We start from the raw sequence: 26422 nt of genomic DNA, 5'->3' as shown, positions 1-26422 counted from the left end.
TGCGACCTATGCCTTGAAGAAGGCCAGCAGGTCGGCGTTGATGACATCGGCATGGGTGGTCGCCATACCGTGCGGAAAGCCCTTGTAGACTTTGAGCTCGCCCTTCTTGAGCAGCTTGATCGACAGCAGCGCCGAGTCGGCGATGGGGACGATCTGGTCGTCGTCGCCATGCATGACCAGCACCGGCACGTCGATTGCCTTCAGATCCTCGGTGAAATCGGTCTCCGAGAACGCCTTGATGCAATCATAGTGCGCCTTGGTGCCGCCCATCATGCCCTGGCGCCACCAATTGTCGATGACGCCCTGCGAGACTTCAGCGCCCGGACGGTTGAAGCCGTAGAACGGACCGGCAGGAACGTCGCGGAAGAACTGGGCGCGGTTGGCCGCCTGGGCGGCGCGGAAACCGTCAAACACCTCGATCGGCAGGCCGCCGGGATTGGCAGCTGTCTTGAGCATGATCGGCGGCACAGCCCCGATCAGCACCGCCTTGGCGACACGGCCGCCTGAGCCGTACTTCGCGACATAACGCGCCACCTCGCCGCCGCCGGTCGAGTGGCCGACATGGATGGCGTTCTTGAGGTTGAGATGCGCGGCAAGTTCGGCCACATCGGCGGCATAGGTGTCCATCTCGTTGCCGATATCCGTCTGGGTCGAGCGGCCATGGCCGCGGCGGTCATGGGCGATGACGCGGTAGCCTTGCGCCAGGAAGAACAGCATCTGCGCGTCCCAATCGTCGCTGCTCAACGGCCAGCCATGATGGAAGACGATGGGCTGACCGGTTCCCCAGTCCTTGTAGAAAATCTGCGTGCCGTCCTTGGTGGTGATCGTGCCGCTGCCGGAGCCGGACTTTGTCTGCGAAGCCATCTCAATCTCCTCTGATTGTCTTTCGCGATAAACAATATCGCGATATTTATACCGCTAACGCAGGTCGAAGGCCTTGTCTACAAAAATATGTATCGCGATATCATTTTTCGTGGTACATATTTCGTGATTAATCGGCAAAGGAATCCGTCGTGCCTCTCCCGTTGGACAATCAGCTCTGCTTCACGCTCTACGCCACCTCGATGGCGATCAACCGCACCTACAAGCCGATGCTGGACGAGATGGGGATCACCTATCCGCAATATCTCGTGCTCAACGCGCTCGCCGAGGCCGACGGCATGTCGGTCGGCACGATCGCGCACCGGCTCGCTTTGGAATCGAGCACCATCACACCGCTGGTGAAGCGGATGGAACAGGCCGGCCTGGTCACGCGCCAGCGCAGCCAGACCGACGAGCGCCAGGTGCAGGTCGACCTGACATCAGCCGGTCGCGCGCTGCTGGTCCAGTGCAACTGCCTCAACGAGACCTTGATCGAGCGCTCGGGCATGACACTGGCAGAACTTGATGCGCTGAACCGCCAGATCCAGGCGCTGCGTGATGCGCTGAGCGGCAATCAGGAGTAACCGATGCCAGGCGCTCCCGGGCGCCTGTGCTGTAACCGCGGTCGCGTGGGCGCTGCGATCAACCGATGATATCGAGGACGTCATCCGTTTCGATCACGAAGGCCGGACATTCGCCATCTACCGCAGCCCCGACGATGCCTTCTTCTGCACCGACGGGCTGTGCACACATGAGAAGGTGCATCTGAGCGACGGGTTGGTTATGGAACACAGGATCGAATGCCCGAAGCACAACGGCGTGTTCGACTACCGGAGCGGCGAAGCGCTGCGCGCACCGGTCTGCGTGAACCTGAAAACCTACACCACGAAGGTCGAGGACGGCCGCGTGTACATTGAGGTCTGACATGTCCGATACCTTTACGCTTGCGGCTTGCGTCGAAATGCTCTGGCGCGACAAGCCGATGGAATGGCGCGTCAAGCGCCTCACCGAAATGGGTTTTCAGGTCGGCCTCTGGAACTGGCCCGAGCACGATCTCGCAATGCTGGAGAAATCCGGCGCCAGCTTCTCGATCATGAACGGCTATTTGCGCGGCAGGCTTGCCGACGACGAAGGTGCCGCCGAACTTTTGAAGACAGCGAAGGAGACGGCGGCGGTCGGCAAGCGGCTCGGCGTCGCGCGGCTCAATCTGCACGGCACCGGGCTGGGCGATGGCGGCCTGCCGGTCACGCCGTGCGAGATCGTCACCGGAGCCATGTGGCTCAAGGCGCGCGAGACGCTGAACCGCATTGCCGACCTTGCCGAGGCCGAGGGCGTGACCTTCACGCTGGAGAATCTGAATCTGCCGGTCGACCATCCCGGCGTGCCGTTTGGACGCGCGGAAGACACGCTTGCGCTGGTCTCGAGCGTCAACCGGCCGGGCCTGCGTCTCAATCTCGATCTCTACCATGCGCAGATCGGCGAAGGGAATTTGATCGAGCTGTGCCGCGCCTGCCTGCCATGGATCGGCGAGGTTCAGGTGGCCGACGTGCCCGGGCGCATGGAGCCCGGCAGCGGCGAGATCAATTACCGGGGCATCGCCCGTGCGCTGAAGGACATGGGCTATCGCGGGCCAGTCGGCATGGAGGCGTTCGCCTCCGGCGACCCCGAGACAGCCCTGCTGGCCTTCCGCGAAGCTTTCACCGTCTGAGGAAACAAAATGGTCGCCAAGAGCCCTCGTCCAACCGTCGCCGACATCCGCGCCATGAAGGGCCGCGGGCAGAAGATTTCCATGCTGTACGTCACTTCGCTCGAAGAGGCTGCGGCGGCGGATGCGGCCGGTGTCGACATGCTGTCGATCGAAGGCCGCTTCTTCTCGCCCGAGATGCGCGAGGCGGCCGGCCGCTGCTTCGTGCAGGTCGGGCTTCCCTATGGCCCCGCCGGCAATCTGGTCACGGCGGAGGACTATCTGAAAACCGCCTACCACTTCATGCGCATCGGCGGCGACTGCTTCTACTGCGCCGCCTCGCTCGATATCCAGAAGACGCTTTGCGACAACGCCGTACCGGTCATCGCCCATGTCGGCCTGATCCCCTCGCAATGCACCTGGACCGGCGGCTTCAAAGCCGTCGGCAGGACGGCCGAGAGCGCGCGTGCGGTGTGGGATCACGTCAAGCGGCTGGAAGCCATCGGCTGCTTCGGCGCCGAGCTGGAAGTGGTGCCGGACCGGGTCGCCGAACTGATCACTGGGAGTACGCCGATGATCATGCTCGGCATGGGCGCCGGACCGCATGCCGACGCGCAGTATCTGTTCAGCGAGGACGTGCTCGGCCACACATCAGGCCACAGACCGCGCCACGCCAAGACCTATCGCAACTTCGCCGCCGAGTATGAGCGGCTGCAGCGCGAGCGCATCGCCGCCTACCGCGAGTTCATCTCCGACGTGAAGACAGGCGCCTACCCCGAACCGCAGCACGTGGTCGCCATCACCGACGACGAGCTTGCGGCGTTCAAGATCGCCCTGGGCCTCTGATTTCTCCGGCCTACGGCGATCAGCTGGCCGAATGCCAGACGACGTCAGCTGGCGAACTCTGCTCAAGAACCAAATCGACATTCGGCATGTCGTTGCCATGCACCTTGGCCTCGGCATCCCTCGTTGAATAGCCGAGATCGGTCCACCTTTTCAGCAGCCGCTCTTCCAGTTGGGCGCGAGATTCCGTGAGGAACAGTGTCAGGTCGAACAGCCGTGCCAGACCAGACCATGGCGCGCGGTTGAGGAGCAGATAGTTGCCCTCCACGATCACATAGCGGGTTGCCGAAGCGATGAGCCTCGCTCCGGCGCGTGACAGGTCCAGGCTTCTGTCGAAGGTCGGCACGGCGACGGTGGCCTCGGTGTCACGCACGCGGCGCAAGGTCAGTTCGAAGCTGTCGAAATCGAATGTCTGGGGTGCGCCCTTGCGATGACGCAGTCCAAGCTGGTCGAGCACGGCATTGTCGTAGTGAAAGCCATCCATCGGCAGGATCTCGGCGCCTTCCGATGCCAGTTCCGACCGCAATCGCTCGGATATGTATGATTTGCCGGCGGCCGGCGGGCCGCCAATCGCAATCATGACGCGGACACCGCCGGCCTCGGTTTTGCGAATGCGCGATACGAGATCGTTCCAGTCGTTCATGATCTGCTCGAGGCGTCCTAATCGTTGCCTGCCAGCCAGCGGACGATGTTCGCCATCAGCTTGCCGTAGAGCGGCCATCCCAGGAAATCCTGCGACAGCCAGTGCGGGCCGATGTCGGTTGCCCAGGCCACCGTGCGGCCGCGGCCGTGATTGCGGACGGCAAGCAACGGCCAGTCCGCGCCGCGATGGTGGCATGTCGCCAGAAGCCGGGATGAACCGTCGCTCCTGAAATCCAGCTTGTTCATGCCGAGGATCGGCGGCAATGGCCCCTCGAGGCCGGCAAGGATCGGATGTGACGGCTGCAGGATGGAGGTCTGCAGACCCTGCGGCACCTCCATGCCGTCGCAAAACGGCAGGCAGCGGACCGGCAGCACATCCTCGACCGGGGTGTCGTAGAACCGCGCCGTCCCGAACATGCCCTGAAATCCCATATAGCCGCCCGCCAGCATCAATCCGCCGCCCGCTTCAACATAGGCTTTGAGGACCTCGAGCCGGTTGACGCCGACACGCCCGGCACGGGCATCCGGCGTCACCAGCAAGGTCAGCGCGCCGACATCGGAGATCACCACCGCCTGGAACTCAGCGAGCGCATCAAGGTCGAAGGGAAACTCGGCGGCGCAGCGATCGCCGCCGATCTGCGTCACCGCAATGCCCTCCGCGGCGAGCGCGGCATTGAAGGCTGTCGCACCATTTACCCACGCAGCACTCGTCAGCACGTCGCCACCGGCAGCGACCGAAGTCGTCGCCGCGAAGGTCTCGCCTGCCAGCAAGAGTTTCATCGTCGCCTCGCGATTTCCGACTGAAGATTGAAAGGCGGGCGCCGGCTTGAACCGGCGCCCGCAAAGCCTTGGGAGGCTTAGAACTTGAACTCGGCCAGGTTTTCCGGCGTCACGATCTTGGCCGGTCCCAGGATCAATTCGCCACCGGCGCCGATCGTGTATTCACCGAGCCGGCCGGCGCTGAACTTGTCGCCTTCCTTGCCGGTGATCTTGCACTGAGCAAGCGCCTGGGCCGCCTGGTAGGTCAGGTAGCCGAGATCGGAAACATTCCACCAGATGTCCTGGGCAGCGCCATCCTTGATGTATTTCGAGATCAGCGTCGCGGGCGCCAGACCCGTCAGCTTGACCTTACCGATGAGTCCTGCTTCCTCCAGCGCACGCGCCGCGGCGGGCAGGCCGATGCCAGCCGGGACGATGATCGCCTTGAGGTCGGGGAAGGCCTGCACCAGCGCCAGCGCCTGCTGCTGGTTGATCTGCTCGCTCTCCTCACCATAGGCGACCTGGACCAGCTTCATCTTGGCGAATTTCGGCTCGGCCGCCATCTTCTTCTTCATGAAGTCGATCCAGGCATTCTGGTTGGTCGCCGTCGGCGTTGATGACAGGATAGCGAACTCGCCCTCGCCTCCGGTCAGATTGTAGGCGCTCTCCAGCATCATCTCGGCCAGGCTGTCGCCCTTGGCCTGGTTGACGAAGATCGAGCGTGCGTCGCCGGCAACATCGGAATCGTAGGAGACGACCCTGACGCCCTGCTGTGCCGCGCGTTTCAAGGCCGGGGCGACGGCGTTGGCGTCATTGCCGGAAATCGCGATCACACCGACCTTTTGCGAGACCAGGCTGTTGATGAAATCGATCTGCGCTTCGGCCGTTGCTTGCGAAGGCGCGACCTGGATCGCCTTGCCGCCGATTTCCTTGGCGGCCTCCTCGGCGCCCTGCTGGGCAACCTTGAAGTAGGGATCGGTGTCGAGCTTGGGCAGGAAGCCGACCGTGACCGGTTCCTTGGCGCATTCCTGGCTGAGAGCCAGCGAGGTCGGTGCGAGCAGAACCGCGGATGCGAGCAAGGCTAATCTAAACGCTTTCATTGTGACTCCTCCGTCAGAACATTCGGGCTTGAAGGAAGGGGCCCGAGATCACCCCTTGGTTTCGCGCAGGACGCGCGATCTTGAGAGCCGCTCCTCCAGGGAGCGCCAGTAATTGCCGACCAGCAGCGAGCCGATCAGAAGCAGGCCGATGATCATGCCTTGCGCGTCGCCGCCGATCTGGTTGAGCGCCAGCACGTTGCGGATGATGGCAATCAGCAGCAGCGCCAGCATGACGCCGGTGAGCCGCCCCTTGCCGCCAAACACGCTGACGCCGCCGAGCAGGACGATGGTGATGACGTCGAGCTCCATGCCGAGCGCATTGTTGGCGCGGGCATTGGAAAGCCGCGCCGTGTAGACGATGCCGGCAATGGCCGCGACGACGCCGGAGATGACGAACAGCTTCAGCACCATTTTTCGCGTGTCGATGCCGGAATAGCGCGCCACTTCGGGGCTGCCGCCGAGCGCGTAGATGCGCTTGCCTGTCGGCGTCTTCTGCAGCACGACCGCAAACACCGGCGCCAGCACCAGGAAGGGCACGATGGTCCACGGGATCTGCGTACCCGACAAATTGTTGATGCCGAAATCGACGACCGCGGGCGGCAATATGTTGACCGAACCGGTGCCAAGCAGGATGTAGCCAATGCCGCGATAGAGCGCCATTGTGCCGAGCGTCACCACCAGCGACTGCAGCCCGAGCCCCGAAACCAGATAGCCGTTGAAGGCGCCGAGCAGACCGCCGGCGACAAGTGTCAGCGGGATGGCCGCCAGCGTCGGCACGCCGGCCTGGACGAGCAAGCCGAAGACGACGGAGGTCAGCGCCAGCACCGAGGCTATCGACAGGTCGATCTCGCGGGTGATGATGAGCAGCGTCATCGGCAGGATCAGCAACGCCTTTTCCGAGGCGCTCGCCGCCAGTTGCGAAAGGTTGAAGCCTGAGACGAAGTTCGGCACGAAGACCGCCGCGTAGAGAAAGATGGCGAGGCAAGCGGTCGCCAGCAAAAGGTCCCAGAAGTCGATCGAGCGCAGGAATTTTCTCATCTCGCCCTCGCCTGTCTTGCCTGCTCGGCGCGCCGCACGATGAAGGTGTCGATGCCGATGGCGACCAGGATCACCAGGCCGTAGACGCCCTGCAGCCACAGCGGATCGACGCGCACCAGCGTCAGCCCGTTCTTGATGACCAGCAAAGTGAGTGCACCGAGGATGATGCCGAGCAGCGTACCCGAACCGCCACGGATGGCGACGCCGCCGACCACCGCCGAAGCGATGACCGTGAGCTCGAAGCCGAGGGCGACACGGGCATCGATGGTGGCGTAGCGCGATGCCCAGAGCGCCCCGCACAGGCCACCGAGCAGGCCGGCCGTGCCGAAGGCAAGCAGGATACGCCGGTCCACCGGAATGCCTATGAGACGCGCGCCGTCCGGATTGGAGCCTGTGGCAAACAGCTCGCGCCCGATGGCCGTGCGATAGAGCAGCACATAGCCGGCGCACAGGATGAGAATGGCGATGACGACGATCAGCGGCACGCCGGCGACCTTCAGCCCAGTCATGTCGAGCCACGCCTGCGTGACCTCGTCGGCGCTGACCTGGTCGCCGGCCGCCCAGATCGAGTTGAAGCCGCGAAAGATCGACATCGAAGCCAGTGTGACGACGATGGCCGGTATCTTTCCCCTGGTGACGACCAGGCCGTTGAGGAGGCCGGCCGCGGTGCCGACCGCGCATGCGGTCGCCAGGCCGATGCCGATGTCGAGTCCCGGATAGGCCTGAACCATGCTGGCCGCCATATAGGCCGAGAGGCCGATCACGGCGGCGATCGAAAGATCGATGTTGCGGGTGATCAGCACCAGCATTTGCGCGAGGGCCGCGACGATCAGCAAGGCCGCGTCCATCGACAAAGCGGTCAGGTTTGCCGCGCTCACCATGCGCGGGTTGATGATGGTGACCGGGATGGCGACGGCCAGCATCGCGGCAAGCAGCCCGAACTCCCGCCGCTTCAGGAAATCGAATGATCCTCCGGTCTTCTCCTCGCGAACGGCTCGCTCCATCTGCTGTGCCTGGTCGGCGCGTTCATCGGTCCTGGTCGCCGCTTCCAGGACTTTTTCCTGGGTTGCTTGCCCGCGCGCGAACTCGGCCGTCTGGTGGCCTTCGCGCAGCACGACGATGCGATCGCACATGCCGATCAGTTCAGGCATTTCCGACGAGATCAGCAGGATCGCCATGCCTTGCGCAGCAAGGTCGGCGATCATCGCATGCACTTCCGCCTTGGTGCCGACGTCGATGCCTTGCGTCGGCTCGTCGAGGATGAGGACGCGCGGCTCGGTGCGCAGCCATTTGGCCAGCACCACCTTCTGCTGGTTGCCGCCCGACAACTCCTTGACAGGCTGTCCGTAGCCGGAAAAACGCAGCTTCATGCGCTTCAGCCAATCCGCGACCAGGTCGATGGCGCGGTCGGTGCCGTAGAAGCCGGCTGGAGCGGCCTTATCGAGAACGGGCAGCACCGCATTGTCGAGGATGGAGAAGTCCATCACCAGGCTCTGGCCCATGCGGTCTTCCGAGACATAGGCGATGCGCGCATCCATGGCATCGCGCGCCGATGCGAAATGCACGGGCCTGCCATCGATCAGGATTTCACCGGCATCCGGCTGATCGATGCCAAACAGCGCGCGCGCGATCTCGGTCCGCCCGCTGCCGACCAGGCCGCCAAGGCCCAGCACCTCGCCGGCGTGAAGCTTGAGGTCAATGCCGGAAAAGCCGCCGGCGCGCGAAAGCCCCCTCGCCTCCAGCACCAGCGCACCGGTGGCGTGGTGTCGTTCAGGGTAGAGGTCGGTGACTTCACGGCCGACCATCATGCTGATGGCGGCGGCGCGACCAAGCTCGGCCTTCGGCTTGACACCGATCAGGCGCCCATCACGCAGCACCGCGATACGGTCGGCGATGCGGAAGATCTCATCCATGCGGTGGCCGACGAACATCATCGCCACGCCGTGGAGCCTGAGATCCGCAACGACGGTGAACAGCCGCTCGACCTCGCGCTGCGACAAGGCTGCCGTGGGCTCGTCCATGATCAGCACGCGCGCATCCAGCGACAGCGCACGCGCGATCTCGACCAGTTGCTGTTCAGATGTGCGCAGCGTTCCCAACCGCGTTGCGGCCGGCACATCGAGGCCTACCGTCGCCAGCACCTTGCGCGCGCCGGCAAGCATGGCGGTATTGTCGATGCCGCCGAAGCGGTCGCGCGGCATGTGGCCGAGATAGATGTTCTCGGCCACCGAAAGGTCCGGAAACAGGCCGGGATGCTGGTGCATGACCGCAATGCCCGCCGCCTGCGCATCGTGCGGCGATCGGAAGACTATCGCCTTGCCGTCGACCTCGACGTGACCGCTGGTGGGAGAATGCACGCCGGCCAGAAGCTTGACGCAGGTGCTCTTGCCGGCGCCGTTTTCGCCAAGCAGCGCCAGCACCTCACCGGAGCGCAGTTCGAAGGAGGCGTCCTTGAGCGCAACGGTGCCGCCGAAAGCCTTCGTCGCCTGAACCAGGGCAACGGGAACAGCAACATCCCGCACCCTCGCCGCGTCGGCCTCGCTCTGTGTGCCCGAGTGCAGCACATCTCCTCCCTGGTCTAGTTATTTTTTCAATTTGCTATATTAAATAGAGCTGGATCGCAACTGGAAAATTGACTTACGCGGTTCCAACGCGCAGTGTTGCGTCGTGCACGGGTGCGCTCAAAGCGCCTCGATCGCAGCAGTTTCAAAGCTGTAGGCGATCAGGGTGGCTTCGCGAGAATAGATGGGGAGAGGCCGGTTTTGTCCGGAAAAGGTAGCAATTCTGTCAAGGTTCGGCACTACAATGAGCGTTTCGTGCTCGATGCCATCCGTCGCCTTAAGGAAGCCTCCAAGTCGGACTTGGCGCGCGCGGCAAACCTGACGCCGGCCGCGGTCGCCGCCATTGTTGACGGCCTGGAGTCGTCTGGATTGGTAAAGCAAGTGGGAAAAAGGTTCGGACAACGCGGATCGCCCTCCACGCTCTACAGGCTGACACCGGAGCGGATCTACAGCGTCGGCATCAAGATCGGCCGGCGTGCGCTGGAAGCCGTACTCGTCGACTTCGCCGGCGAGGTTCGGGCACGCGAGTCACACGAATACCGCTTCCCCGATCCCGATCTGGTGCTCAAGGCCGGCAACATGTCGCTGGCCAATTTCGAAAAACTGGTCGACGGGCTTGGCGATGCCAGCATCGTCGGCGTCGGTATCGCCTCACCGTATTTCCTCGGCGGCTGGAGCGAGGAACTCGGCTTTCCCGACGATCTCGGCAGCCGTTGGGAGGCCATCGACCTGACGACATGCTTTGCCACACCGCCGAAGACGCCGGTGTTCGTCGAAAACGATGCCACTTCGGCGGCGCTGGCCGAACTTGTTCAGGGCGCCGGCGCCCGGTTCCGCGACTTCATGCACATATCGATCGATACTTTCGTCGGCGGCGGGCTGGTGCAAGGCGGCAAGGTCCATACCGGGCCGCACGGCAATAGTGCCGCGCTCGGCCCATTGCCGGTTTCGCCCTCGAGTCTCGATTCGGTGGCGGCCAAGCCGGCGCGCTACCAAAGCCTGCTGCATCGCGCCTCGATCTACGTGCTGGTCAATCATTTGAAGTCACGCGGCGTGGTGATCAATCGTGTGCGGGAGCTCGATCCGCTGCCGCCGGGCGCACGCGAGCCGCTGTTCGAATGGATCGACGATTGTGCGAATGCCCTCGTCGAGGCGATCATCGCCATCACTTCGATCATCGACATCGAGGCCATCGTTCTCGACAGCATCCTGCCGCGGCCGATCCATCTCGAACTCTTGGCAAGGGTGCAGACCCAGTTCAACCGGACCAGCGCCATCGGCATCGTAGCGCCGGAGATCGTGCCAGGGCAATTCGGCCCGGAAGCCTCGTCGATCGGCGCTGCCATGCTGCCATTCTCGGCGCTGCTGGCACCCGACAGCGGCGTGCTGATGATCGGCAAGGACCGGACGAAGCTGCTTAGCGCGCTTTCGACGCTGACTGGAAACTAAGTACCAGGTGCAGACGGCACCCACAGCCAGTCCTACGCAATCATCTGCTCCGGCTGCAAGGCCGAGGCTTGCGATCACGAAGCGGTGACGGCTGTAACGCAGGCCCGGTAGGCCGCGAAGACTGGACATAGGCGCCGGGCAAAGCATTTGCGGCGTGTCCAGCGGAAGTCTGGGCGCGGTCCGCCAACACCTCAAGGAATCCACGATCATGTTGAATAGGCGTACTTTTCCACCACGCTCGTCGCCGGGGTGGCGGCGGGCATCCTGGCGGGCTCCGCCAAGGCGCAAGCCCAGACGGGCTCCAAGGTTCGCCCCGAGGTTCGCCCCGAGGTCCGCAATGTCGTCCTGGTCCATGGCGCCTATGCGGATGGCTCGTGCTGGTCGGAGGTGGTTGGCCTGCTGCAGCAGGCCGGCTTCAACGCAACCGTCGTCCAGCACCCGCTGACCACGCTGGAGGCGGGCGTCGAGGCAACACGCCGTGCGATCGCTCTCCAGGATGGACCGACGATCCTTGTCGGACACTCCTTTGCCGGCATGATCGTCAGCGAGGCGGGGGTGGATCCAAAGGTTTCCTCGCTCGTCTATGTCGCGGCGCGCGCGCCCGATGCCGGTGAAGACTATACGGCGCTCGCCAAGACGTTTGCGGCGCCGCCCGCCTCGGCAGGCCTTGTCTGGTCCGGCGGCTATGGCAAGCTCAGCGAGGAGGCTTTCCTGCGCGATTTCGCCGGCGGTATTCCTCGCGAGAAGGCGCGTATCCTCTATGCCGTCCAGGGACCGATCTCGGACAAGCTTTTCTCCGGCAAGACAACCCAGGCGGCCTGGCGCTCGAAGCCAAGCTGGTATGCCGTCTCGACCGAGGATCGCACCATCAACCCGGATCTCGAGCGCTTCATGGCCAAACGCATGAAAGCCAAGGCCATCGAGGTGAAGGCAAGCCATTTGTCGCTGATCTCTCACCCGCGCGAGATCACCCAGCTCATCTCGCAGGCCGCTCAGTTAGAGCAATTCCACGCAAAAGTGTGAAACGGTTTTCCCGCGGGAAAAGCGCATAGCGCTTTCCCTTGGGAATTTCGTCCAGACAATGAATTAGAGCAGGTCGCCGTTTCCGTGAAACGGTGAACTGCCCTAGCGAGGCTGGCCGCGTCTGGGCGGTATGGAATTCAACCGCCCGGGGCCGGCTCGTTCGAATGTCGCGACCCCAAGCCGACCGGCCGGCCGGGCACTGCGGCCGTGGTGAACAGCCCCGGCGCGGCTTGAAGGGCGCTCGCGCAGCGCCAAGGTCAACATCAATCAATCGCGTCGCCTTTTCGTGGGGAGCATGCAGTGCCAAAGCGGATTGAGCTTGCGTCATGGCAACGTCGATTGGCCTAGCCAGTGCGGGCCAGCCAGTCGCGGCGTTCGTTGCACGGACTTGCCATCAAATGGGATCGATATGCTTCCTTCGTTCGTCCTCTAATGTGCAGGCTGGCATAAAAGGAAATTGAGCATGATGAGCGGCGGGGAGTTGACCTGTAGGCTCTCAATTCTGCTATAGGGTGTAGCGCGAGTAATGCTTCGGCAAAGGTGAGATGTATGGGTGTCAACAGCCCCAAGATAAGCGGCTTCGTCATAACCTACAACAGTGGAGAAATTCTCAAGACTTGCTTGCGTTCCTTGCGATTTGTCGATGAGCTCATTATCGTCGACAAATCATCCACCGACGGTAGCGCTGCTGTTGCGGCCGGCTTTGCCGACAAAGTCATCTCCGTGCCCTGGTCGCCATTGCCCACCGAGACGCGGTTCGTCGCCTACGACGCCTGTTCACACGACTTCATACTCTATCTCGATCATGACGAATGCCTCAGCGTCGAAGCCATTCGCTGGATAAGGGAAAATGCCGGCTCCCACCCGGCTGGCGTGTTTCGCTTCCCCAAGCGCGAATACATTATGGGTCGCCACGACGATGATGCCTATTACTGGCCGTCCTACAATGTGCGCGCCTTTCGCCGCGGCGCCGCGGAATTCGTTTCGACACTGCATGAAGAGGTCGGACGAATAACGGGCGAGGTCTGCGATGTCCCGCATGATGGAGGCGTGTGCATCCACAATTTGTCGCATCGGGATGCGCATCAATGGATTGAAAAAACCAATCGTTATACGAGCGAGCGAGACAGGGTCTCGTTCTTCGACGCCAGCACCCCCCTGGAGACTTTCGGGCAGAAGCGCATAGCGTACTGGCTGGCTCAGTCCAGGTCGCGGTCGGACTATGTTGTCGCCACCGCGCTGCTGCGGGCGGTCTACGATATAGTGGACCGGGTAAAACTGTGGGAAGCACGGGATGGCCTTGATGGCGACGCGGCATTCGCCGCCGTCTGCTCGGAATTGGAGGCAACCTACGATATTGCCGAACGGGCGAAGCTCTGGGAGACCCCCGGCGGACCTGAGGAAGAGGCAATATTCGCCGCCGTCCGCAAGGAGATGGAAGCATTTCATGACCCGTTGAGGTCCGACCGCCGTCAAACGTCCGCGCAAGCCGCCGGACCGAAGGTCCGACCGAAGCCGCCATCCCGTCTCGAAAAAGACCTTGAAAAAGATCCTCTCGCGCTTGACGGGAAGACGGCGTTGACGCCGAAAAACGGCGCGCCTGGATCCGCCATCCACGCCCCGCCGCTTCGTGTTTTGACCCTGATGGCGCGTCACGGGACCGAGAAGTATCCGACCGCATGGCAGGACTTGCGCGCTATGTTCGCCGACCAGATGCCGGACGTTGCGCATCGCATGCTCGTGATCGACAATGCGCTGCCAGTCGGTCACGGCTCCGATCTCGACTGCGAGGTCGAGCTGATCGGCGCGTCGAACGACGATTGGGAGTTCTCGGCGTGGGACGGCGGTATCAATCATACCGGCGCCAAACTTCATCACTATGATCTCATCCACTTGGCCACTTCGGCTTTCGCGGCATCCGCATCCGACCATCTCAAATTGATGGATGGCGGCTTGTTGCGGTCGTTCCTTGATTTAAAAGGGGCGCTGGGCCGCATTGATTTTCACGGCGAGGCCATCTCGATTTTCGGAATCCCTTCGCAAGCTTGGCTCCGCAGCTCGTTCATCCTGATGCAGCCGCGGCAACTCAGCGGCCTGGGATCTTTGGTAAGCGTCAGCTGGAACGCGCCGATTTTCAGCGGCAACCCCCGGCAACCCTTCCGTGATGACGCTCCGATCTCAAAGGGATATCAGCAGTTTTTGCTGCGTTGGCTCACCGGCGACGGAGCCGGCAAAGGGCCAGTCTGGCATTCAAGGTTCGATCTTACGCCTGAAACGCTGCCGTTTTTCGAAAGCAAGGCCCGGGCTATTCTCAATGAGCAGATGCTCACCAACCGGTTGCTGGCCAACGGATGCGCGCCTGTCGACGTGACATGGCTGGCGCGGAAGGCCCGGGCGACGAGCACGCAATCCCAGAATGATATTCCGGATTGGCGCGTGCAGGTCAGCTCCCGAGCGCAAGCCAAACGCACTTTGACCCAAAAGCTCCGCCGCCGGTTGTCTAAACTTATGTCGTGGCAATGATGCCGACCATCGTTCGTCGCCGCCGCAGGCATAGCCAGCCCAACCGCTTGCACCTGTGGCCACCTTCCGCTATAGAGCCGCCACCCGCGTAGACACCCTTGGAGGCAACGCGGCGGAAGGCCGCCTCACCCGGCGGCTTTCGACGTTTACGGTCCAGGCGCACTGCCCACCGCGAACGCTCCAGAACAACCCGAAAGGAAATGCCATGAGCCACGACACTTACGAGCTCAAGGCCGAAGCACGCGAACAGGTCGGTAAGGGGTCCGCCCGTGCAGTTCGCCGCAACGGTAAAGTGCCTGCAGTAATCTATGGTGACAAGCAGCCTCCCCTGGCAATCGCGCTCACCTACAAGGACATCTACTACAAGATCCATGGCGGCGGGTTTCTGACCACGATCGCCACGATCGATGTCGACGGCAAGAAGATCCAGGTCCTGCCGAAGGACTTTCAGCTCGACCCGGTCAAGGATTTCCCTGTCCATGTCGACTTCCTGCGCATCGGCAAGGACACCGAAGTCAACGTCGACGTGCCTGTCCACTTCATCAATGAGGACAAGTCGCCCGGCATCAAGCGCGGCGGCGTGCTCAACATCGTGCGTCACGAAGTCGAGTTCCACTGCCCGGCCAATGCGATCCCGGAATTCATCACCGTCGATCTCACCGGCACCAACATCGGCGACTCGATCCACATCTCGGCGGTCAAGCTGCCGGCCGGCGTCAAGCCGGTCATCTCCGATCGCGACTTCACCATCGCGACCATTGCCGGCTCGTCGGCAATGAAGCCGGAGACGGAAGAGACGGCTGAAGTGGCTGCACCTGAAGCGGCCCCTGCCGCCGAAGAGAAGTAACTCTTTCCCGCCCGGAGCAGACGATGCTGCTGTTTGCAGGTCTCGGCAATCCGGGCGCGAAATACGCTGGCAACCGGCACAATGTCGGTTTCATGGCGGCGGACGCTATCGCCCGCCGCCATTCCTTTTCGCCCTGGTCGAAGAAATTCCAGGGCCTGATTTCAGAAGGCACGCTCGGTGGCGAAAAGATCGTCCTGATCAAGCCGCAGACCTTCATGAACCTGTCCGGCCAGTCGGTCGGCGAAGCGCTGCGCTTCTACAAGCTCGACCTTTCCGCGCTCACCGTCTTCTATGACGAGATCGATCTTGCCGAAGGCAAATTGCGCATCAAGACCGGCGGCGGCGCCGGCGGCCATAACGGCATCCGCTCGATCGACGGCCATGTCGGCAACGCCTATCGCCGCGTGCGCATCGGCGTCGGCCATCCCGGCGTCAAGGAAATGGTCCAGCATCACGTGCTCGGCGATTTCGCCAAGGCCGACCGCGAATGGCTCGATCCCTTGCTCGATGCGATCGCCGACAACGCCGCCATGATCGTCAAGGGCGACGAATCCGGCTTCATGAACAAGGCCGCGCTCGCCGTCCAGGGCAAGGCGGCCCCAGAGCCGGAAAAGCCGGCGCAAAAGCAGGCTCCAAAACAGCAGAGCCACATCCGCCAGGCACGCCCGCAACAGGCGCCCGCCAAGCTGCCGGAATCCGGGCCGATGGCCGCCATGCTGAAGAAACTGTTCGGAAAAGACTGAAGCGACCGGCGCCGCCTGACAATACAGGCAGCGCCGACCTTGCAAAACTACATCGCGCCGACGGCCATGCCTTTGGTCGTCTCCTCGATCGCATCCTTCACCAGCGCCATGGCCTTGACGCGATGGCCGCCCTTGTCTGGCAAGGCCGCCTGAAGCTGGTTGAGCGCCGCCTGGAGATCGGACAACGCCTTGCTCATATGCGGTTGCGCGGCATCGGCCGTGCTGGTCGAAAGAACCGTTGCACTGCCGGCAATGGCAGCTCCAGCCATGCCGAGCACGGCGATATTGCGCAGACTGTCACGACGGGAAAGCTTGAATTCGGTCATTTCAGAACTCCCTCTCTGGTGAAACTGTCGTCACGCGACGCCGCTAAATTAGCTCACGCAAGCATCACGCCGTATTGACGAACGCGTGATCGGCGGCCGGCGCGCCTTGCCGTCAGGCGATGCCCCAGGCTAGCAGTTCACCCAGCGTCGGCGGCAGACGGCATCGGAATGGCGGACACTGTTTCTGATTTAGCCGCACAAGCCAGGAAACTGGGGCTGGCCGGCGATTTCGGGACGGCTCATCAGCTGATCGACCGGGCCGCGCTTCTTGCCGGCGACGACCCCACAGGGCGTGCGACATGCGCCATCGAGCGCGGCCGGCTGTACAATTCCGCTGGACAGCGGGATCTGGCGCGGCCGCTGTTTGAAGAGGCATGGCGGTTGGCGCGAGAGGCACGGGCCCATGCCCTGGCGGCCGATGCGGCCCATATGATTGCCATCGTCGGAACGCTCGACGACGCCGTCGAATGGACCGCGATTGGCCTTGCCTATGTCGGCGAACATCCGCAGGCCGAGCGATGGTGCGGGCCGTTGCTCAACAATCTCGGCTGGTCCTATTTCGACGCCGGCCGGTTCGAGGATGCATTGCCTGTCTTCGAGCAGGCGGTGGAGGTGCGGCGGTCGAACGGCCATGCCCGGGAACTGCGCGTCGCCCGCTACGCCGTCATCAGGACGTTGCGCGCGCTCGGCCGCTTCGACGAGGCCCGGCGGCTTGCCGAAGAGACGGCCAGCGCGGCGGAAGTCGACGGCGATCAGGCGCCTTACATTCACGAGGAACTGGCCGAGTGCCATGCCGGGCTCGGCGACTTGGAACGCGCACGCTCGAGCGCGCGCCTCGCGCTAACCGTCCTCGGGAACGACCCAGCCTTTGCCGGCCAGGAACCCCGCCGCCTCGCCAGATTGCGAGACCTGGCAGGCTGAACGCCGGTCTTGGGTTCGCCTCCGCCGGGCCACCCGTCCCGCTGGGGGCTTGACGTTGATCACCCCTATCGCCCATAGCCCTCATCAAATTTCGCTTTTCCCGATAGGACTGGACACAATGGGTTTCAAATGCGGCATCGTTGGCTTGCCCAACGTCGGCAAGTCGACGCTCTTCAACGCGTTGACCAGGACGGCGGCGGCGCAGGCCGCCAACTATCCGTTCTGCACCATCGAACCGAACACCGGCGAGGTAGCGGTGCCCGATCCGCGCCTGCAGAAGATCGCCTCGATCGCCAAGTCGAAGGAGATCATCCCGACTCGCATCTCCTTCGTCGACATTGCCGGCCTGGTGCGTGGCGCCTCGAAGGGCGAAGGGCTGGGCAACCAGTTCCTCGCCAACATCCGCGAGGTCGACGCCATCGTGCACGTGCTGCGCTGCTTCGAGGATGACGACATCACCCATGTCGAGGGCCGCATCGACCCCGTCGCCGACGCCGAGACGGTCGAGACCGAGCTGATGCTCGCCGACCTCGACAGCCTCGAGCGCCGCATCGTCCAGATCCGCAAGCGCGCCTCGACCAAGGACAAGGAAGCGACCACCGTCCTGCCGATGATGGAGGCCGCGCTCGAACTGCTGCAGGCCGGCAAACCGACCCGCATCCTGCTCAAGGGCATTTCGGCCGAGGATTTGCGCATCCTGCAGGGGCTGAACCTGCTGACCTCGCACCCCGTGCTCTATGTCTGCAACGTCGCCGAGGCCGACGCCGCCACCGGCAACGAGCACACCAGGGCGGTGGACAAGATGGCCACCGCACAGGGCGCCGGCACCGTGGTGATCTCGGCCGCGATCGAGGCCGAAGTCGCCCAGCTCAGCGATGAAGAAGAGATGGAATTCCTGTCCTCGCTCGGCCTCGACGAGCCTGGCCTCAACAAGGTCATCCGCGCCGGCTACGATCTGTTGCACCTCATCACCTATTTCACCGCCGGACCGAAGGAAACGCGCGCCTGGACCATCCACAAGGGCGACAAGGCCCCGCAGGCCGCCGGCGTCATCCACACCGACTTCGAGCGCGGCTTCATCCGCGCCCAGACCATCGCCTATATCGACTACATCACGCTGGGCGGCGAAGTGGCGGCCAAGGAAGCCGGCAAGGCGCGCGACGAAGGCAAGGAATATGCCGTCCAGGACGGCGACGTCCTGCTGTTCAAGTTCAACACTTGATGTCTTGAAGCACGCGGCTCGTCGCAGCGCGCCATGTAGGCTAAGGCAGGAACCTACATGGCGCAGTGGGTACGAATTGCAGCCTCGATACTGTAAAGCGTACCGCTAGGTGATCTATATCTGGGTAGACGAAATCACTTGGCCTCAATTGTGCGATAAATACATCGCTATGACCTAGTTCCTCCTAGACACCCCACTCATTCTGCGTATCGATGTACCGGGGTGGAGGATGCGACGATGGTAACACACGTCTTCGGGGGGCCAGACACCCCCAAGAAGCTCCGTTGCTTGCAGGAATATCTTCGAGCCTTTGCTATCGCTTTGCGCGATCAGGAATTCGCTTGCATTTACATCGACGCTTTTGCCGGCTCTGGGACCCGTACAGAAGTCCGCCCCGGTCTTCCTCTCTTCGGTTCAGAAATGGCAGAACCCGAAGAGGTAACGACACAGGGGTCGGCTAGGATTGCAATCGAAGTCGACCCGCCGATGCATTCCATCGTCCTGATCGAACAGGATAGCTCCCGTTTCGCGCAACTCGAAGAGTTGATCTCTGAGTATCCCAATCGCAAGATAATTGCTCGGAACGGGGATGCTAACGCTCTTGTCCAACGCCTTTGCAAGCGCACAAATTGGCGTGGTCCAGAGACAGTCGGCCGGGGAATTCGTGGCGTTGTCTTCCTGGATCCCTATGGCATGGAGGTTTCCTGGGACACGGTAAAGGCCATCGCAGCAACAGAAGCCCTAGACTGTTGGTATTTCTTTCCGTTGTCAGGTCTCTACCGAAATGCTCCCCATGACCCAGCAAAGCTCGATCCGAGCAAGCAGGCAAGCCTGGATCGCGTTCTAGGAGCAACCGATTGGCGCGAGCATTGGTATAGTCACGAAAGTACTCGCCAAGACCTATTCGAAACGAACGGGCAAGCAGTTCGCCGAGCAGATGTGAACGCTATCGAATCCTACGTGAAGGAGCGCCTACGAACAGTGTTCAAAGGGGCTGTTTTGGACCCAGTTCGTCTTCATCACAAAGGCGGTGCACCATTGGCTTCACTCTTTTTCGCTGTGTCAAACACAAGCCCAGCCGCAGTCGCACTAGCGACAAAGATGGCCTCTCATATTCTCAAATCGGGAAGATTGTCCCAAAGCCGATCGCGATAGGTGCGACCTGTCACCTTCTTGTTCTTGCCGCCCCACTGTTTAAAGAAGAACGCTGTGTCTGCATCGGTGCATTGGTCGAAAATCTCGTCCACCCATCGAGTATCTAGGGGCCTAGCCTGCGGTCCGCTTTCGCCTCCGACGATTGCCCAGTGAATGCTCTTAAGATTGGCGCCAGCGACAGAGCCGATCAGGGGCTCGAATGAAACAAATCTCACGGCGGCAGGAACCGCCCGAAGTTCATCCAGCCTGTGCAGCACCCGACTATCTTCGACACTGGTGCCGAGCCAGACGTTCGGAAGCACATTGAACTCAGGGAGGAGAGTACTTCCGACATCCTATCGGGCCGCTTTGTCAGAATTTGATAGGTGTGGCGAGGCGTTGCGGCCATGACCTGCCATATCTCAGCGATGAAGGCTGTTGGCACCTCCGCATGAAAGAGATCAGACATTGAGTTTACGAAGACACGCTTGGGCTTCTTCCATTCTTGCGGAACGGAAAGCGACGCGTGGTCAAATTTAATCTTGCCTGTCCATTTCGCTTTGCCACCACTTTTGCGTGTCACTCCTACGTATTTGTCCACTCCCATGGCTTCCAGCCGAGCAGCCATCCTCATCGCGTAGCAATTTGTGCATCCGGCAGTAAGGATTGTGCAGCCGGCGACCGGGTTCCAAGTCGCATCTGTCCATTCGATTGATGTTTCGGCCATCACATCACCTTCCGTGTTGATGGAAGAGTGGCATAGACATTGTAAACGTCACTCTAAGACATACTCTAGGAATTTGTTCACAACGAGGCCTTTGATTGGCCCTCATCGCCCCACCACCATCCGGCCGCCCACCCAGACCGTGGCGATATTCGCCCGTGCCGCATTGAGCACGATCTTCTGGAAGACATCGTCGAGCGTGTCGTCGGCGGCGTTGATGTGGATGTTTGACGCGCTCGCCCTCGTATCGATCAGCAGCGCGTCGAACTCATGGCCGGCGCGAAAACTGCCCGTCGGCAGGTCGAGCGCTTCCGCGCCGCCGGCGGTCGCCATCCAGAACGCCTCCTGATGCGTGATCGGCTCGCCGGGCGCACCGCGCTGTTCTGGCGGCAGGCCGGCGTGGACGCCGCTCTGCAGCGTCCTCGACGCCGACAATGCGTGCCGGCAGCCGTCGAACAGCGACGGGCTGTAGCCACCGGAAATATCCGTGCCCAGCCCGACATGCATGTGCCGGTCCAATGCCGCGCGCAGCGGAAACGCGGCATTGGCGAAGTAGACATTGGAGAGCGGACAATGGGCGACGCCGGCGCCCTTCTCCTTGATCAGGTCCATATCCTGCCCGTCGATGAAATTCGAATGCGCCAGGATGGTGTGGCGCGTCAGCAGGCCGAAACCGTCCAGGCTTGCCGCGTCGGTGCGGCCGAAACGCTCTTCCACGAACTGCTTTGCCCAATCGCTCTCCGAACAATGTGTCTGGACGTGGCAGCCGAATTCGGTCGCGAGCTCACCCAGCCCTTGCAACGCCGCATCCGTGCAGCTCGGGATGAAGCGTGGCGTGATCACCGGGTGGACCAGCGGCCTCTCGCCCGGATCCAGGGACCTGACCGCCGCGATGAAACGTCTGCTGTCCGCGACAGCGCTGGCCGCATCGGCATCGCGGTAGGAGGGCGGACACTGCTCGGGATCGTCCATCACCACCTTGCCGACCAAAGCGCGCTGGCCTTTTTCAAGACATGTCTCGGCAAGCACCAGGCTCGCCTCGACATGGACGGTGGCGAAATAGAGCGCCGTGGTGGTGCCGTTGGCGAGCAGGTTGTCGACCAGATCGGCGTAGACCTCGCGCGCATAGCCGACATCGGCATAGCGGGCCTCGAGCGGAAACGTGTATTTCTGCAGCCAGACTTCGAGCGGCACATCCAGCGCCTTGCCCATCTGCGGCCATTGCGGCGCATGGATGTGCAGGTCGACTAGGCCAGGCAGCAGGAACTGACCATCGGCAAGCTGCACCAGCGTACCGGACTGGCGGGCATCGCTTTCTCGCGCCTCATAGTCCGGATGACCGGGCGCCAAAATCTCGGCGATACGCCCCTGCGCGTCGATGCTGAACAGATAACTCTCAAGCACCTCCAGCCGGCCGCGCTCCGGCGTGTGGAAGGCGGTGCCACGCAGCGTGAAGGGCTTTCTTGTCATCTGTCGCTCCGGTTGCGCTGGCGCGTGCGACCGCCCTGCGTGGCCCCATTAAAAAACAGTTGGCAAAGCTTTGCGCCGCTGTCCTTTTTGCCGCCGACTGATCACATGATCAGATGGGGATTTCCAGAGGGGACATCATGGAACGCGTTGCGCCAGAAATCACTTTGATCGCCCAGCCGGACGATCCATTGCCCCTGGGCAAGGCCGCCCTGCTCGGCCTCCAGCACGTGCTGGCGATGGACGTCTATATCGTGCCGTTCATCATCGCGTCGGTGCTCGCCTTCAGCGTCGGCGATGCCGGCGCCTTCATCCAGTCTGCCTTCGTGGCGGCAGGCATCGCGACGCTGATCCAGTCGCAATTGCTGATGCGGCTACCGGTCGTGCAAGGGCCGTCCTTCGTCCCGATCGGCGCGGTGCTGGCGATTGCCTTCGGCGCCGGCGGCGGCATTGCCGGCCTTTCAGCTGTGGTCGGCGCGCTCATTCCGGGCGCCATACTGGTCATGCTGCTGGGGTCGCCGACCAAGCTTTTCCATCGCCTCGTCAACCGCTTCGTCCCGCCCATCGTCGGCGGCGCCATCATCATCGTCGTCGGCGTCGCCCTGATGCCGGTGGCGCTCAGGGAAAGCGTGTTCGCCGTCCACGGCACCGCCACCGTCGGTGGCAACATCATCCTCGCCTTCATCGCCGCGGCGGTGCTTGTCGGCTGCATGCTGACCGGCATGGCGCTTGGCGCGAAAGGCGCCTGGCTGCGCCTGCTTTCCGTGATCATCGCGCTTGTGGCCGGCAGCGTCGCAGCCGCTTTCATGGGTCAATTGAACATGACCGGCGTTTCCGCCGCGACCTGGTTCTCCATGCCGCGCATTGCCTTCCTCAATCTCGACGTGACCTTCTCGCTGTCGGCGACGCTGACGATGCTGATCGTCTATATCGTCGTCCTGGCCGAAACCACCGGCACCTGGTTCGCGGTCGGCGCCGTCATCGACAGGCCGCTGTCGGATGAGCAGCTCGACAAGGGCGCCACCGGCGAAGGCCTCGGCTGCCTGATCAGCGCTCTGCTGTGCAGCACGCCGGTCACCGGCTACTCGTCCAACGCCGGCATCATCGCCATCACCGGCATCGCCAGCCGCGCCGCCTTTGCCGCGGCCGGTATCTTCCTGGTGCTGTTCGGGCTGATCGGCAAGCTATCGGCGGTGATCGCCTCGATCCCGGGGCCGGTCATCGGCGGTGTCTTCGGCGTGCTGTGCGTCGTCATCGCCATGAACGGTTTTCGCGTGGTGCGCGGCACGCCGCTGACCGAGCGGAACATGCTGGTCATCGGCCTGCCGATCCTGATGGCGCTGTTTGCCACGCTGGCGCCGCCAGACTTCGTCAAGACGCTGCCGGATATCGTGCAGTATATTCTGGGCTCATCCATCGCCTTCGGCGCCGTCTGGGCCATCGTGCTGCACCAGATCCTGCCGAACGCGCGATAGAGAGATCGGGAGGCCGGACACCAGAGTCCCGGCCTCCCCGATCCCCGGCCTCCCAATCCTTGTCGATGAACTTCGCCCCCGAAAATGAACTGCCGCAGGCGCTGAAGAACAGGCTCTCCGGCTACCGCTGGCACCGCCAAACCATCGGCCAATCACAGGCCGGCGTGTTCCGGCTGGTGGCCGACGGCAAGCCGGCCCTGTTCCTGAAATGCGAGCGCAACGGTCCCTTTGCCGAACTCGCCGATGAAGCCGCGCGGCTGCGCTGGCTTGCCGGACAAGGCATCGCCTGCCCTGATGTGATCGCTTGGGAAAGCCATGCCGGTCACGACTGGCTGCTGATGTCGGCGATCGCCGGCGAGGATCTGGCGTCGGCGCCGATCGATCCGGCTGATGTCATCGACATCATGGCCAGTGCGCTTCGCGAACTGCATGCGCTCGACATCCGCTCCTGTCCCTTCGACCATCGCCTCGACCGACGGATCGCGGTGGCGCGGGCCCGCATGGATGCCGGCGAAGTCGACGAAAGCGATTTCGACGACGAACGGCAGGGCTGGACCGCCACGAAGGCCTTTGCCGAGCTTGAGGCGCTGAGGCCGGCGACCGAGGATCTTGTCGTTACCCATGGCGACGCCTGCCTGCCGAATTTCATGGCCGCCGAAGGCCGTTTCAGCGGTTTCATCGATTGCGGCCGGCTGGGCGTCGCCGATCGCCATCAGGATCTGGCGCTCGCCTGCTGGAGCATCCGCTATAATCTCGGCGAGACCTGGATAGAGCCTTTTCTCGAACGTTACGGGCCACCGGAAGCAGAGCCAGCGAAGCTTTCCTGGTACCGGCTCCTCGACGAGTTTTTCTGAGCGGCCGATGCCGGCCCGGCGACATCCCGGGCTTGTCTTGATTTTGTCATGCCACAGGTCTAAGCGGCTGGCACACGGTCGCGCACGCGACGAAGAGCCGTGCAATCCGACACGACGCGCAATCCGAACCCACCTTCGCAGGGAGATCTGGCGATGATCAAGGCATTTGTCGTGGACAATGACCGCCTGCGCGTCGTCGACGACCTGCTGGCGGATGGCGACAGGGTCGTCTGGGCCGACCTGATCAGTCCGACCAAGGAGGAAGAAGCTACCATCGAAAGCTGGCTCGGCGTCGCCATCCCGACCCGCGAGGAGATGGAGGAGATCGAGATTTCCAGCCGTCTCTACATCGAGGACGGCGCCTACTTCATGACCGCCACTCTGCCCGCCCAGACCGAAGTCGATGATCCCCTGATGTCGCCGGTCACCTTCGCGCTTGCCGGAAAAAGGCTGATCACCATTCGCTATCATGAGCCGAAGGCGTTCAAGACCTTCCCGCTGCGCGCCGAAAAGGTGGCGACCGGCTGCACCAGCGGCGACACCATCCTGATCGGCCTGCTGGAGGCGATCGTCGACCGTCTCGCCGACATCCTCGAGCGCGCCGGCCGCGACATCGAGGCGATTTCGCGCGACATTTTCGAGGCACGCTCGACCAAGGTGTCGAAGCGCAACCGCGACTTCCAGGAACTGCTGAAAGCCATCGGCCGCAAGGAGGACATCGCCTCGTCCGTCCGCGACAGCCTGATCTCGCTGCAGCGCCTTGCCGGCTTCCTCGCCCATGTCGCCACCCAGACCAAGATGAGCAAGGACGTCCGCGCCCGCATCAAGACGCTGACGCGCGACGTGCTGTCGCTCGCCGACCACGCCACCTTCCTGTCGCAGAAGATCTCCTTCCTGCTCGATGCCACGCTCGGCATGATCTCGATCGAACAGAACGCCATCATCAAGATCTTCTCGGTCGCCGCCGTCATCTTCCTGCCGCCGACGCTGGTCGCTTCGATCTACGGTATGAATTTCGACATCATTCCCGAGCTGAAATGGCAGCTCGGCTATCCCTTCGCCATAGGCCTGATGATCCTGTCGGCGATCCTGCCCTTCTGGTATTTCCGCCGCCGCGGCTGGCTCTGACCGCTGCCGCCAATGCCGGCTGCCTCAGGCTGGCTCACCAGAAAGGACTTGACCAAATCGCGCGCGGCCTGCATCCGGGTTCGCCGATCCATGCGGATCGCGTTCTGCAGGGATGCCAGACCATGAGCGCAAAAACATGGGCCTATGAGGATTTCGTCGAGGGCGCCTCGTTCGACCTCGGCACCAAAGAGGTGAGCGCGGCCGAGATCGTCGCGTTCGCCAGCGAATTCGACGCCCAGCCGATGCATCTCGACGAGGAGGCCGGCAAAGCCAGCATCCTGGGCGGCCTGTCGGCTTCGGGCTGGCACACCTGCGCCATGTTCATGCGCATGCTGTGCGATGCCTTCCTGCTGGACTCCACATGCCAGGGCGCGCCCGGGGTCGATCAGGTCAAGTGGAAGAAACCGGTTCTGGCCGGCGATACGCTCAGAGGCAACCTGGTTGTCCTGGCCAAGCGCCTGTCGCGCTCGAAGCCGCAACTCGGCTTCGTCACCATGCGCAGCGAGCTGGTCAACCAACGTGGCGAAAGCGTCTTCGAGCTTGAGAATTCCGTCATGTTCCTGACGCGTGATGCGGCGGGGAATGCGGCATGACCCTCGACGAATTCTTCCGCATCGGCACCACGGTGACGCTGGGCTTGCACACATTCGAAGCCGAAGCGATCAAGGCCTTCGCCCGCAAATACGACCCGCAGATCTTCCATATCGACGAGGAGGCCGCCAGGAAGAGCGTGCTCGGCGGGCTTTGCGCTTCCGGCTGGCACACCGCGGCCACCTGGATGAAGCTCAACCTCGAAGCCCGCATGGATGCCGAGGGCGCCAACTGGAACGGCCCAGGCCCGATGCCCGAATTCGGCCCCTCGCCCGGCTTCAAGAACCTGAAATGGCTGAAGCCCGTCTATGCCGGCGAGACCGTCACCTTTACGCGGACGGCGGCTTCCCACCGCCCAATCTCATCGCGCCCCGGCTGGCGGCTGCTGGCGCTCCGCTCGGAAGCCTTCGATTCGACCGGCGACAAGGTGCTGGAGTTCGAGAGCGCCGTGCTGGTGAAGGTGGAGTAAGGTATGTCGCGCCTCCCTTCTCCCCTTGTGGGAGAAGG

25 protein-coding genes and 1 pseudogene are annotated in these 26422 nt (G+C 62.7%); 17 read left to right on the top strand and 9 right to left on the bottom strand.

The genetic code is table 11. The features are described 5' to 3' along the window. Window positions 1–6: 6 nt before the first annotated feature. Window positions 7–864, bottom strand: coding sequence for an alpha/beta fold hydrolase (locus tag AC0V7N_RS13730; RefSeq protein ID WP_475458281.1), 858 nt, complete (start codon window positions 862–864; stop codon window positions 7–9). Between the two features lie 149 nt (window positions 865–1013). Here AC0V7N_RS13730 and AC0V7N_RS13725 point away from each other — a divergent pair, with 149 nt between their 5' ends. Genes AC0V7N_RS13725 through AC0V7N_RS13710 form a run of 4 tightly spaced genes read left to right on the top strand, consistent with a single transcriptional unit; the run spans window position 1014 to window position 3391 of the window. After that, the gene (locus tag AC0V7N_RS13725; protein ID WP_027044057.1) at window positions 1014–1445 is read left to right on the top strand and encodes a MarR family winged helix-turn-helix transcriptional regulator; all 432 of its coding nucleotides are present in this window, start codon (window positions 1014–1016) and stop codon (window positions 1443–1445) included. 52 nt (window positions 1446–1497) lie between these two features. Further along, window positions 1498–1785 carry a MocE family 2Fe-2S type ferredoxin gene (locus tag AC0V7N_RS13720; protein WP_475460319.1) on the top strand — a complete coding sequence of 96 codons (288 nt, stop codon included), beginning with the start codon at window positions 1498–1500 and terminating at the stop codon, window positions 1783–1785. 1 nt (window position 1786) lies between these two features. Continuing rightward, window positions 1787–2569, top strand: coding sequence for a TIM barrel protein (locus AC0V7N_RS13715; RefSeq protein ID WP_475458278.1), 783 nt, complete (start codon window positions 1787–1789; stop codon window positions 2567–2569). Between the two features lie 9 nt (window positions 2570–2578). Further along, complete coding sequence (locus AC0V7N_RS13710) at window positions 2579–3391, top strand: 3-methyl-2-oxobutanoate hydroxymethyltransferase (RefSeq protein WP_475458276.1); 813 nt, start codon at window positions 2579–2581, stop codon at window positions 3389–3391. Between the two features lie 19 nt (window positions 3392–3410). Here the strand turns inward: AC0V7N_RS13710 and AC0V7N_RS13705 are convergent, their stop codons facing one another. From AC0V7N_RS13705 to AC0V7N_RS13685, 5 genes are all read right to left on the bottom strand, one after another. Next, window positions 3411–4031, bottom strand: a complete 621-nt coding sequence (locus AC0V7N_RS13705) for a nucleoside/nucleotide kinase family protein (protein ID WP_475458274.1) — start codon at window positions 4029–4031, stop codon at window positions 3411–3413. A gap of 17 nt (window positions 4032–4048) precedes the next feature. Next, window positions 4049–4810: a glutamine amidotransferase gene (locus AC0V7N_RS13700; RefSeq protein ID WP_475458272.1), complete on the bottom strand. Its 762-nt coding sequence runs from the start codon at window positions 4808–4810 to the stop codon at window positions 4049–4051. 77 nt (window positions 4811–4887) lie between these two features. Continuing rightward, complete coding sequence (locus AC0V7N_RS13695; RefSeq protein ID WP_475458270.1) at window positions 4888–5889, bottom strand: rhamnose ABC transporter substrate-binding protein; 1002 nt, start codon at window positions 5887–5889, stop codon at window positions 4888–4890. 48 nt (window positions 5890–5937) lie between these two features. Then, window positions 5938–6927, bottom strand: a complete 990-nt coding sequence (locus tag AC0V7N_RS13690; RefSeq protein WP_475458268.1) for an ABC transporter permease — start codon at window positions 6925–6927, stop codon at window positions 5938–5940. Further along, entirely contained in the window at window positions 6924–9491 is a 2568-nt protein-coding gene (locus AC0V7N_RS13685; RefSeq protein WP_475458266.1) for an ATP-binding cassette domain-containing protein, read from the bottom strand. The genes AC0V7N_RS13690 and AC0V7N_RS13685 overlap by 4 nt, the downstream gene beginning before the upstream one ends. Window positions 9492–9689: 198 nt before the next feature. Between AC0V7N_RS13685 and AC0V7N_RS13680 the strand changes: the two genes are divergently transcribed. From AC0V7N_RS13680 to pth, 5 genes are all read left to right on the top strand, one after another. Then, a complete protein-coding gene (locus AC0V7N_RS13680) occupies window positions 9690–10937 on the top strand; it encodes an ROK family transcriptional regulator (RefSeq protein ID WP_475458264.1) in 1248 nt (415 codons plus the stop codon). A gap of 249 nt (window positions 10938–11186) precedes the next feature. Further along, window positions 11187–11960, top strand: coding sequence for an alpha/beta fold hydrolase (locus tag AC0V7N_RS13675; RefSeq protein ID WP_496627889.1), 774 nt, complete (start codon window positions 11187–11189; stop codon window positions 11958–11960). 549 nt (window positions 11961–12509) lie between these two features. Continuing rightward, complete coding sequence (locus tag AC0V7N_RS13670) at window positions 12510–14483, top strand: glycosyltransferase (protein WP_496627888.1); 1974 nt, start codon at window positions 12510–12512, stop codon at window positions 14481–14483. A gap of 205 nt (window positions 14484–14688) precedes the next feature. Next, a complete protein-coding gene (locus tag AC0V7N_RS13665; RefSeq protein ID WP_475458257.1) occupies window positions 14689–15330 on the top strand; it encodes a 50S ribosomal protein L25/general stress protein Ctc in 642 nt (213 codons plus the stop codon). A gap of 23 nt (window positions 15331–15353) precedes the next feature. Next, window positions 15354–16073: an aminoacyl-tRNA hydrolase gene (gene pth / locus AC0V7N_RS13660; RefSeq protein ID WP_475458255.1), complete on the top strand. Its 720-nt coding sequence runs from the start codon at window positions 15354–15356 to the stop codon at window positions 16071–16073. 47 nt (window positions 16074–16120) lie between these two features. On the opposite strand, the gene AC0V7N_RS13655 is transcribed toward pth, so the two are convergent. Next, window positions 16121–16399 carry a hypothetical protein gene (locus AC0V7N_RS13655; protein ID WP_475458252.1) on the bottom strand — a complete coding sequence of 93 codons (279 nt, stop codon included), beginning with the start codon at window positions 16397–16399 and terminating at the stop codon, window positions 16121–16123. 168 nt (window positions 16400–16567) lie between these two features. Between AC0V7N_RS13655 and AC0V7N_RS13650 the strand changes: the two genes are divergently transcribed. The 3 genes from AC0V7N_RS13650 (at window position 16568) to AC0V7N_RS13640 (ending at window position 19697) form a co-directional block, all read left to right on the top strand. Next, complete coding sequence (locus AC0V7N_RS13650; protein ID WP_475458250.1) at window positions 16568–17320, top strand: tetratricopeptide repeat protein; 753 nt, start codon at window positions 16568–16570, stop codon at window positions 17318–17320. Window positions 17321–17438: 118 nt separating this feature from the next. Next, on the top strand, window positions 17439–18542 hold the full coding sequence (gene ychF / locus AC0V7N_RS13645) for a redox-regulated ATPase YchF (protein ID WP_475458248.1): 1104 nt from the start codon (window positions 17439–17441) through the stop codon (window positions 18540–18542). Between the two features lie 288 nt (window positions 18543–18830). Beyond that, window positions 18831–19697: a three-Cys-motif partner protein TcmP gene (locus AC0V7N_RS13640; protein ID WP_496627887.1), complete on the top strand. Its 867-nt coding sequence runs from the start codon at window positions 18831–18833 to the stop codon at window positions 19695–19697. Here AC0V7N_RS13640 and AC0V7N_RS13635 read toward each other — a convergent pair. After that, window positions 19652–20403, bottom strand: a pseudogene (locus AC0V7N_RS13635) (DUF5131 family protein). The gene AC0V7N_RS13640 and the pseudogene AC0V7N_RS13635 sit on opposite strands and share 46 nt — an antisense overlap. 102 nt (window positions 20404–20505) lie before the next feature. Beyond that, window positions 20506–21870: a guanine deaminase gene (guaD, locus tag AC0V7N_RS13630; RefSeq protein ID WP_475458244.1), complete on the bottom strand. Its 1365-nt coding sequence runs from the start codon at window positions 21868–21870 to the stop codon at window positions 20506–20508. A gap of 137 nt (window positions 21871–22007) precedes the next feature. On the opposite strand from guaD, the gene AC0V7N_RS13625 reads away from it, so the two are divergent. From AC0V7N_RS13625 to AC0V7N_RS13605, 5 genes are all read left to right on the top strand, one after another. Next, window positions 22008–23342: a uracil-xanthine permease family protein gene (locus tag AC0V7N_RS13625; protein ID WP_475458241.1), complete on the top strand. Its 1335-nt coding sequence runs from the start codon at window positions 22008–22010 to the stop codon at window positions 23340–23342. 65 nt (window positions 23343–23407) lie between these two features. Then, window positions 23408–24196, top strand: coding sequence for an APH(3')-II family aminoglycoside O-phosphotransferase (locus tag AC0V7N_RS13620; RefSeq protein WP_475458239.1), 789 nt, complete (start codon window positions 23408–23410; stop codon window positions 24194–24196). 153 nt (window positions 24197–24349) lie between these two features. After that, a complete protein-coding gene (gene corA, locus AC0V7N_RS13615) occupies window positions 24350–25324 on the top strand; it encodes a magnesium/cobalt transporter CorA (RefSeq protein ID WP_475458237.1) in 975 nt (324 codons plus the stop codon). Window positions 25325–25446: 122 nt separating this feature from the next. Then, window positions 25447–25917 carry a MaoC/PaaZ C-terminal domain-containing protein gene (locus tag AC0V7N_RS13610; RefSeq protein ID WP_496627886.1) on the top strand — a complete coding sequence of 157 codons (471 nt, stop codon included), beginning with the start codon at window positions 25447–25449 and terminating at the stop codon, window positions 25915–25917. Next, window positions 25914–26384 (top strand): MaoC family dehydratase, encoded by a 471-nt coding sequence (locus tag AC0V7N_RS13605; protein WP_475458235.1) that lies wholly within the window; start codon window positions 25914–25916, stop codon window positions 26382–26384. The genes AC0V7N_RS13610 and AC0V7N_RS13605 overlap by 4 nt, the downstream gene beginning before the upstream one ends. Window positions 26385–26422 lie beyond the last annotated feature (38 nt).

This window comes from Mesorhizobium kamtschaticum (genome assembly GCF_056174585.1).
The sequence above is the reverse complement of the archived record's forward strand: the minus strand, read 5'-3'. Positions and strand labels throughout refer to the sequence as shown.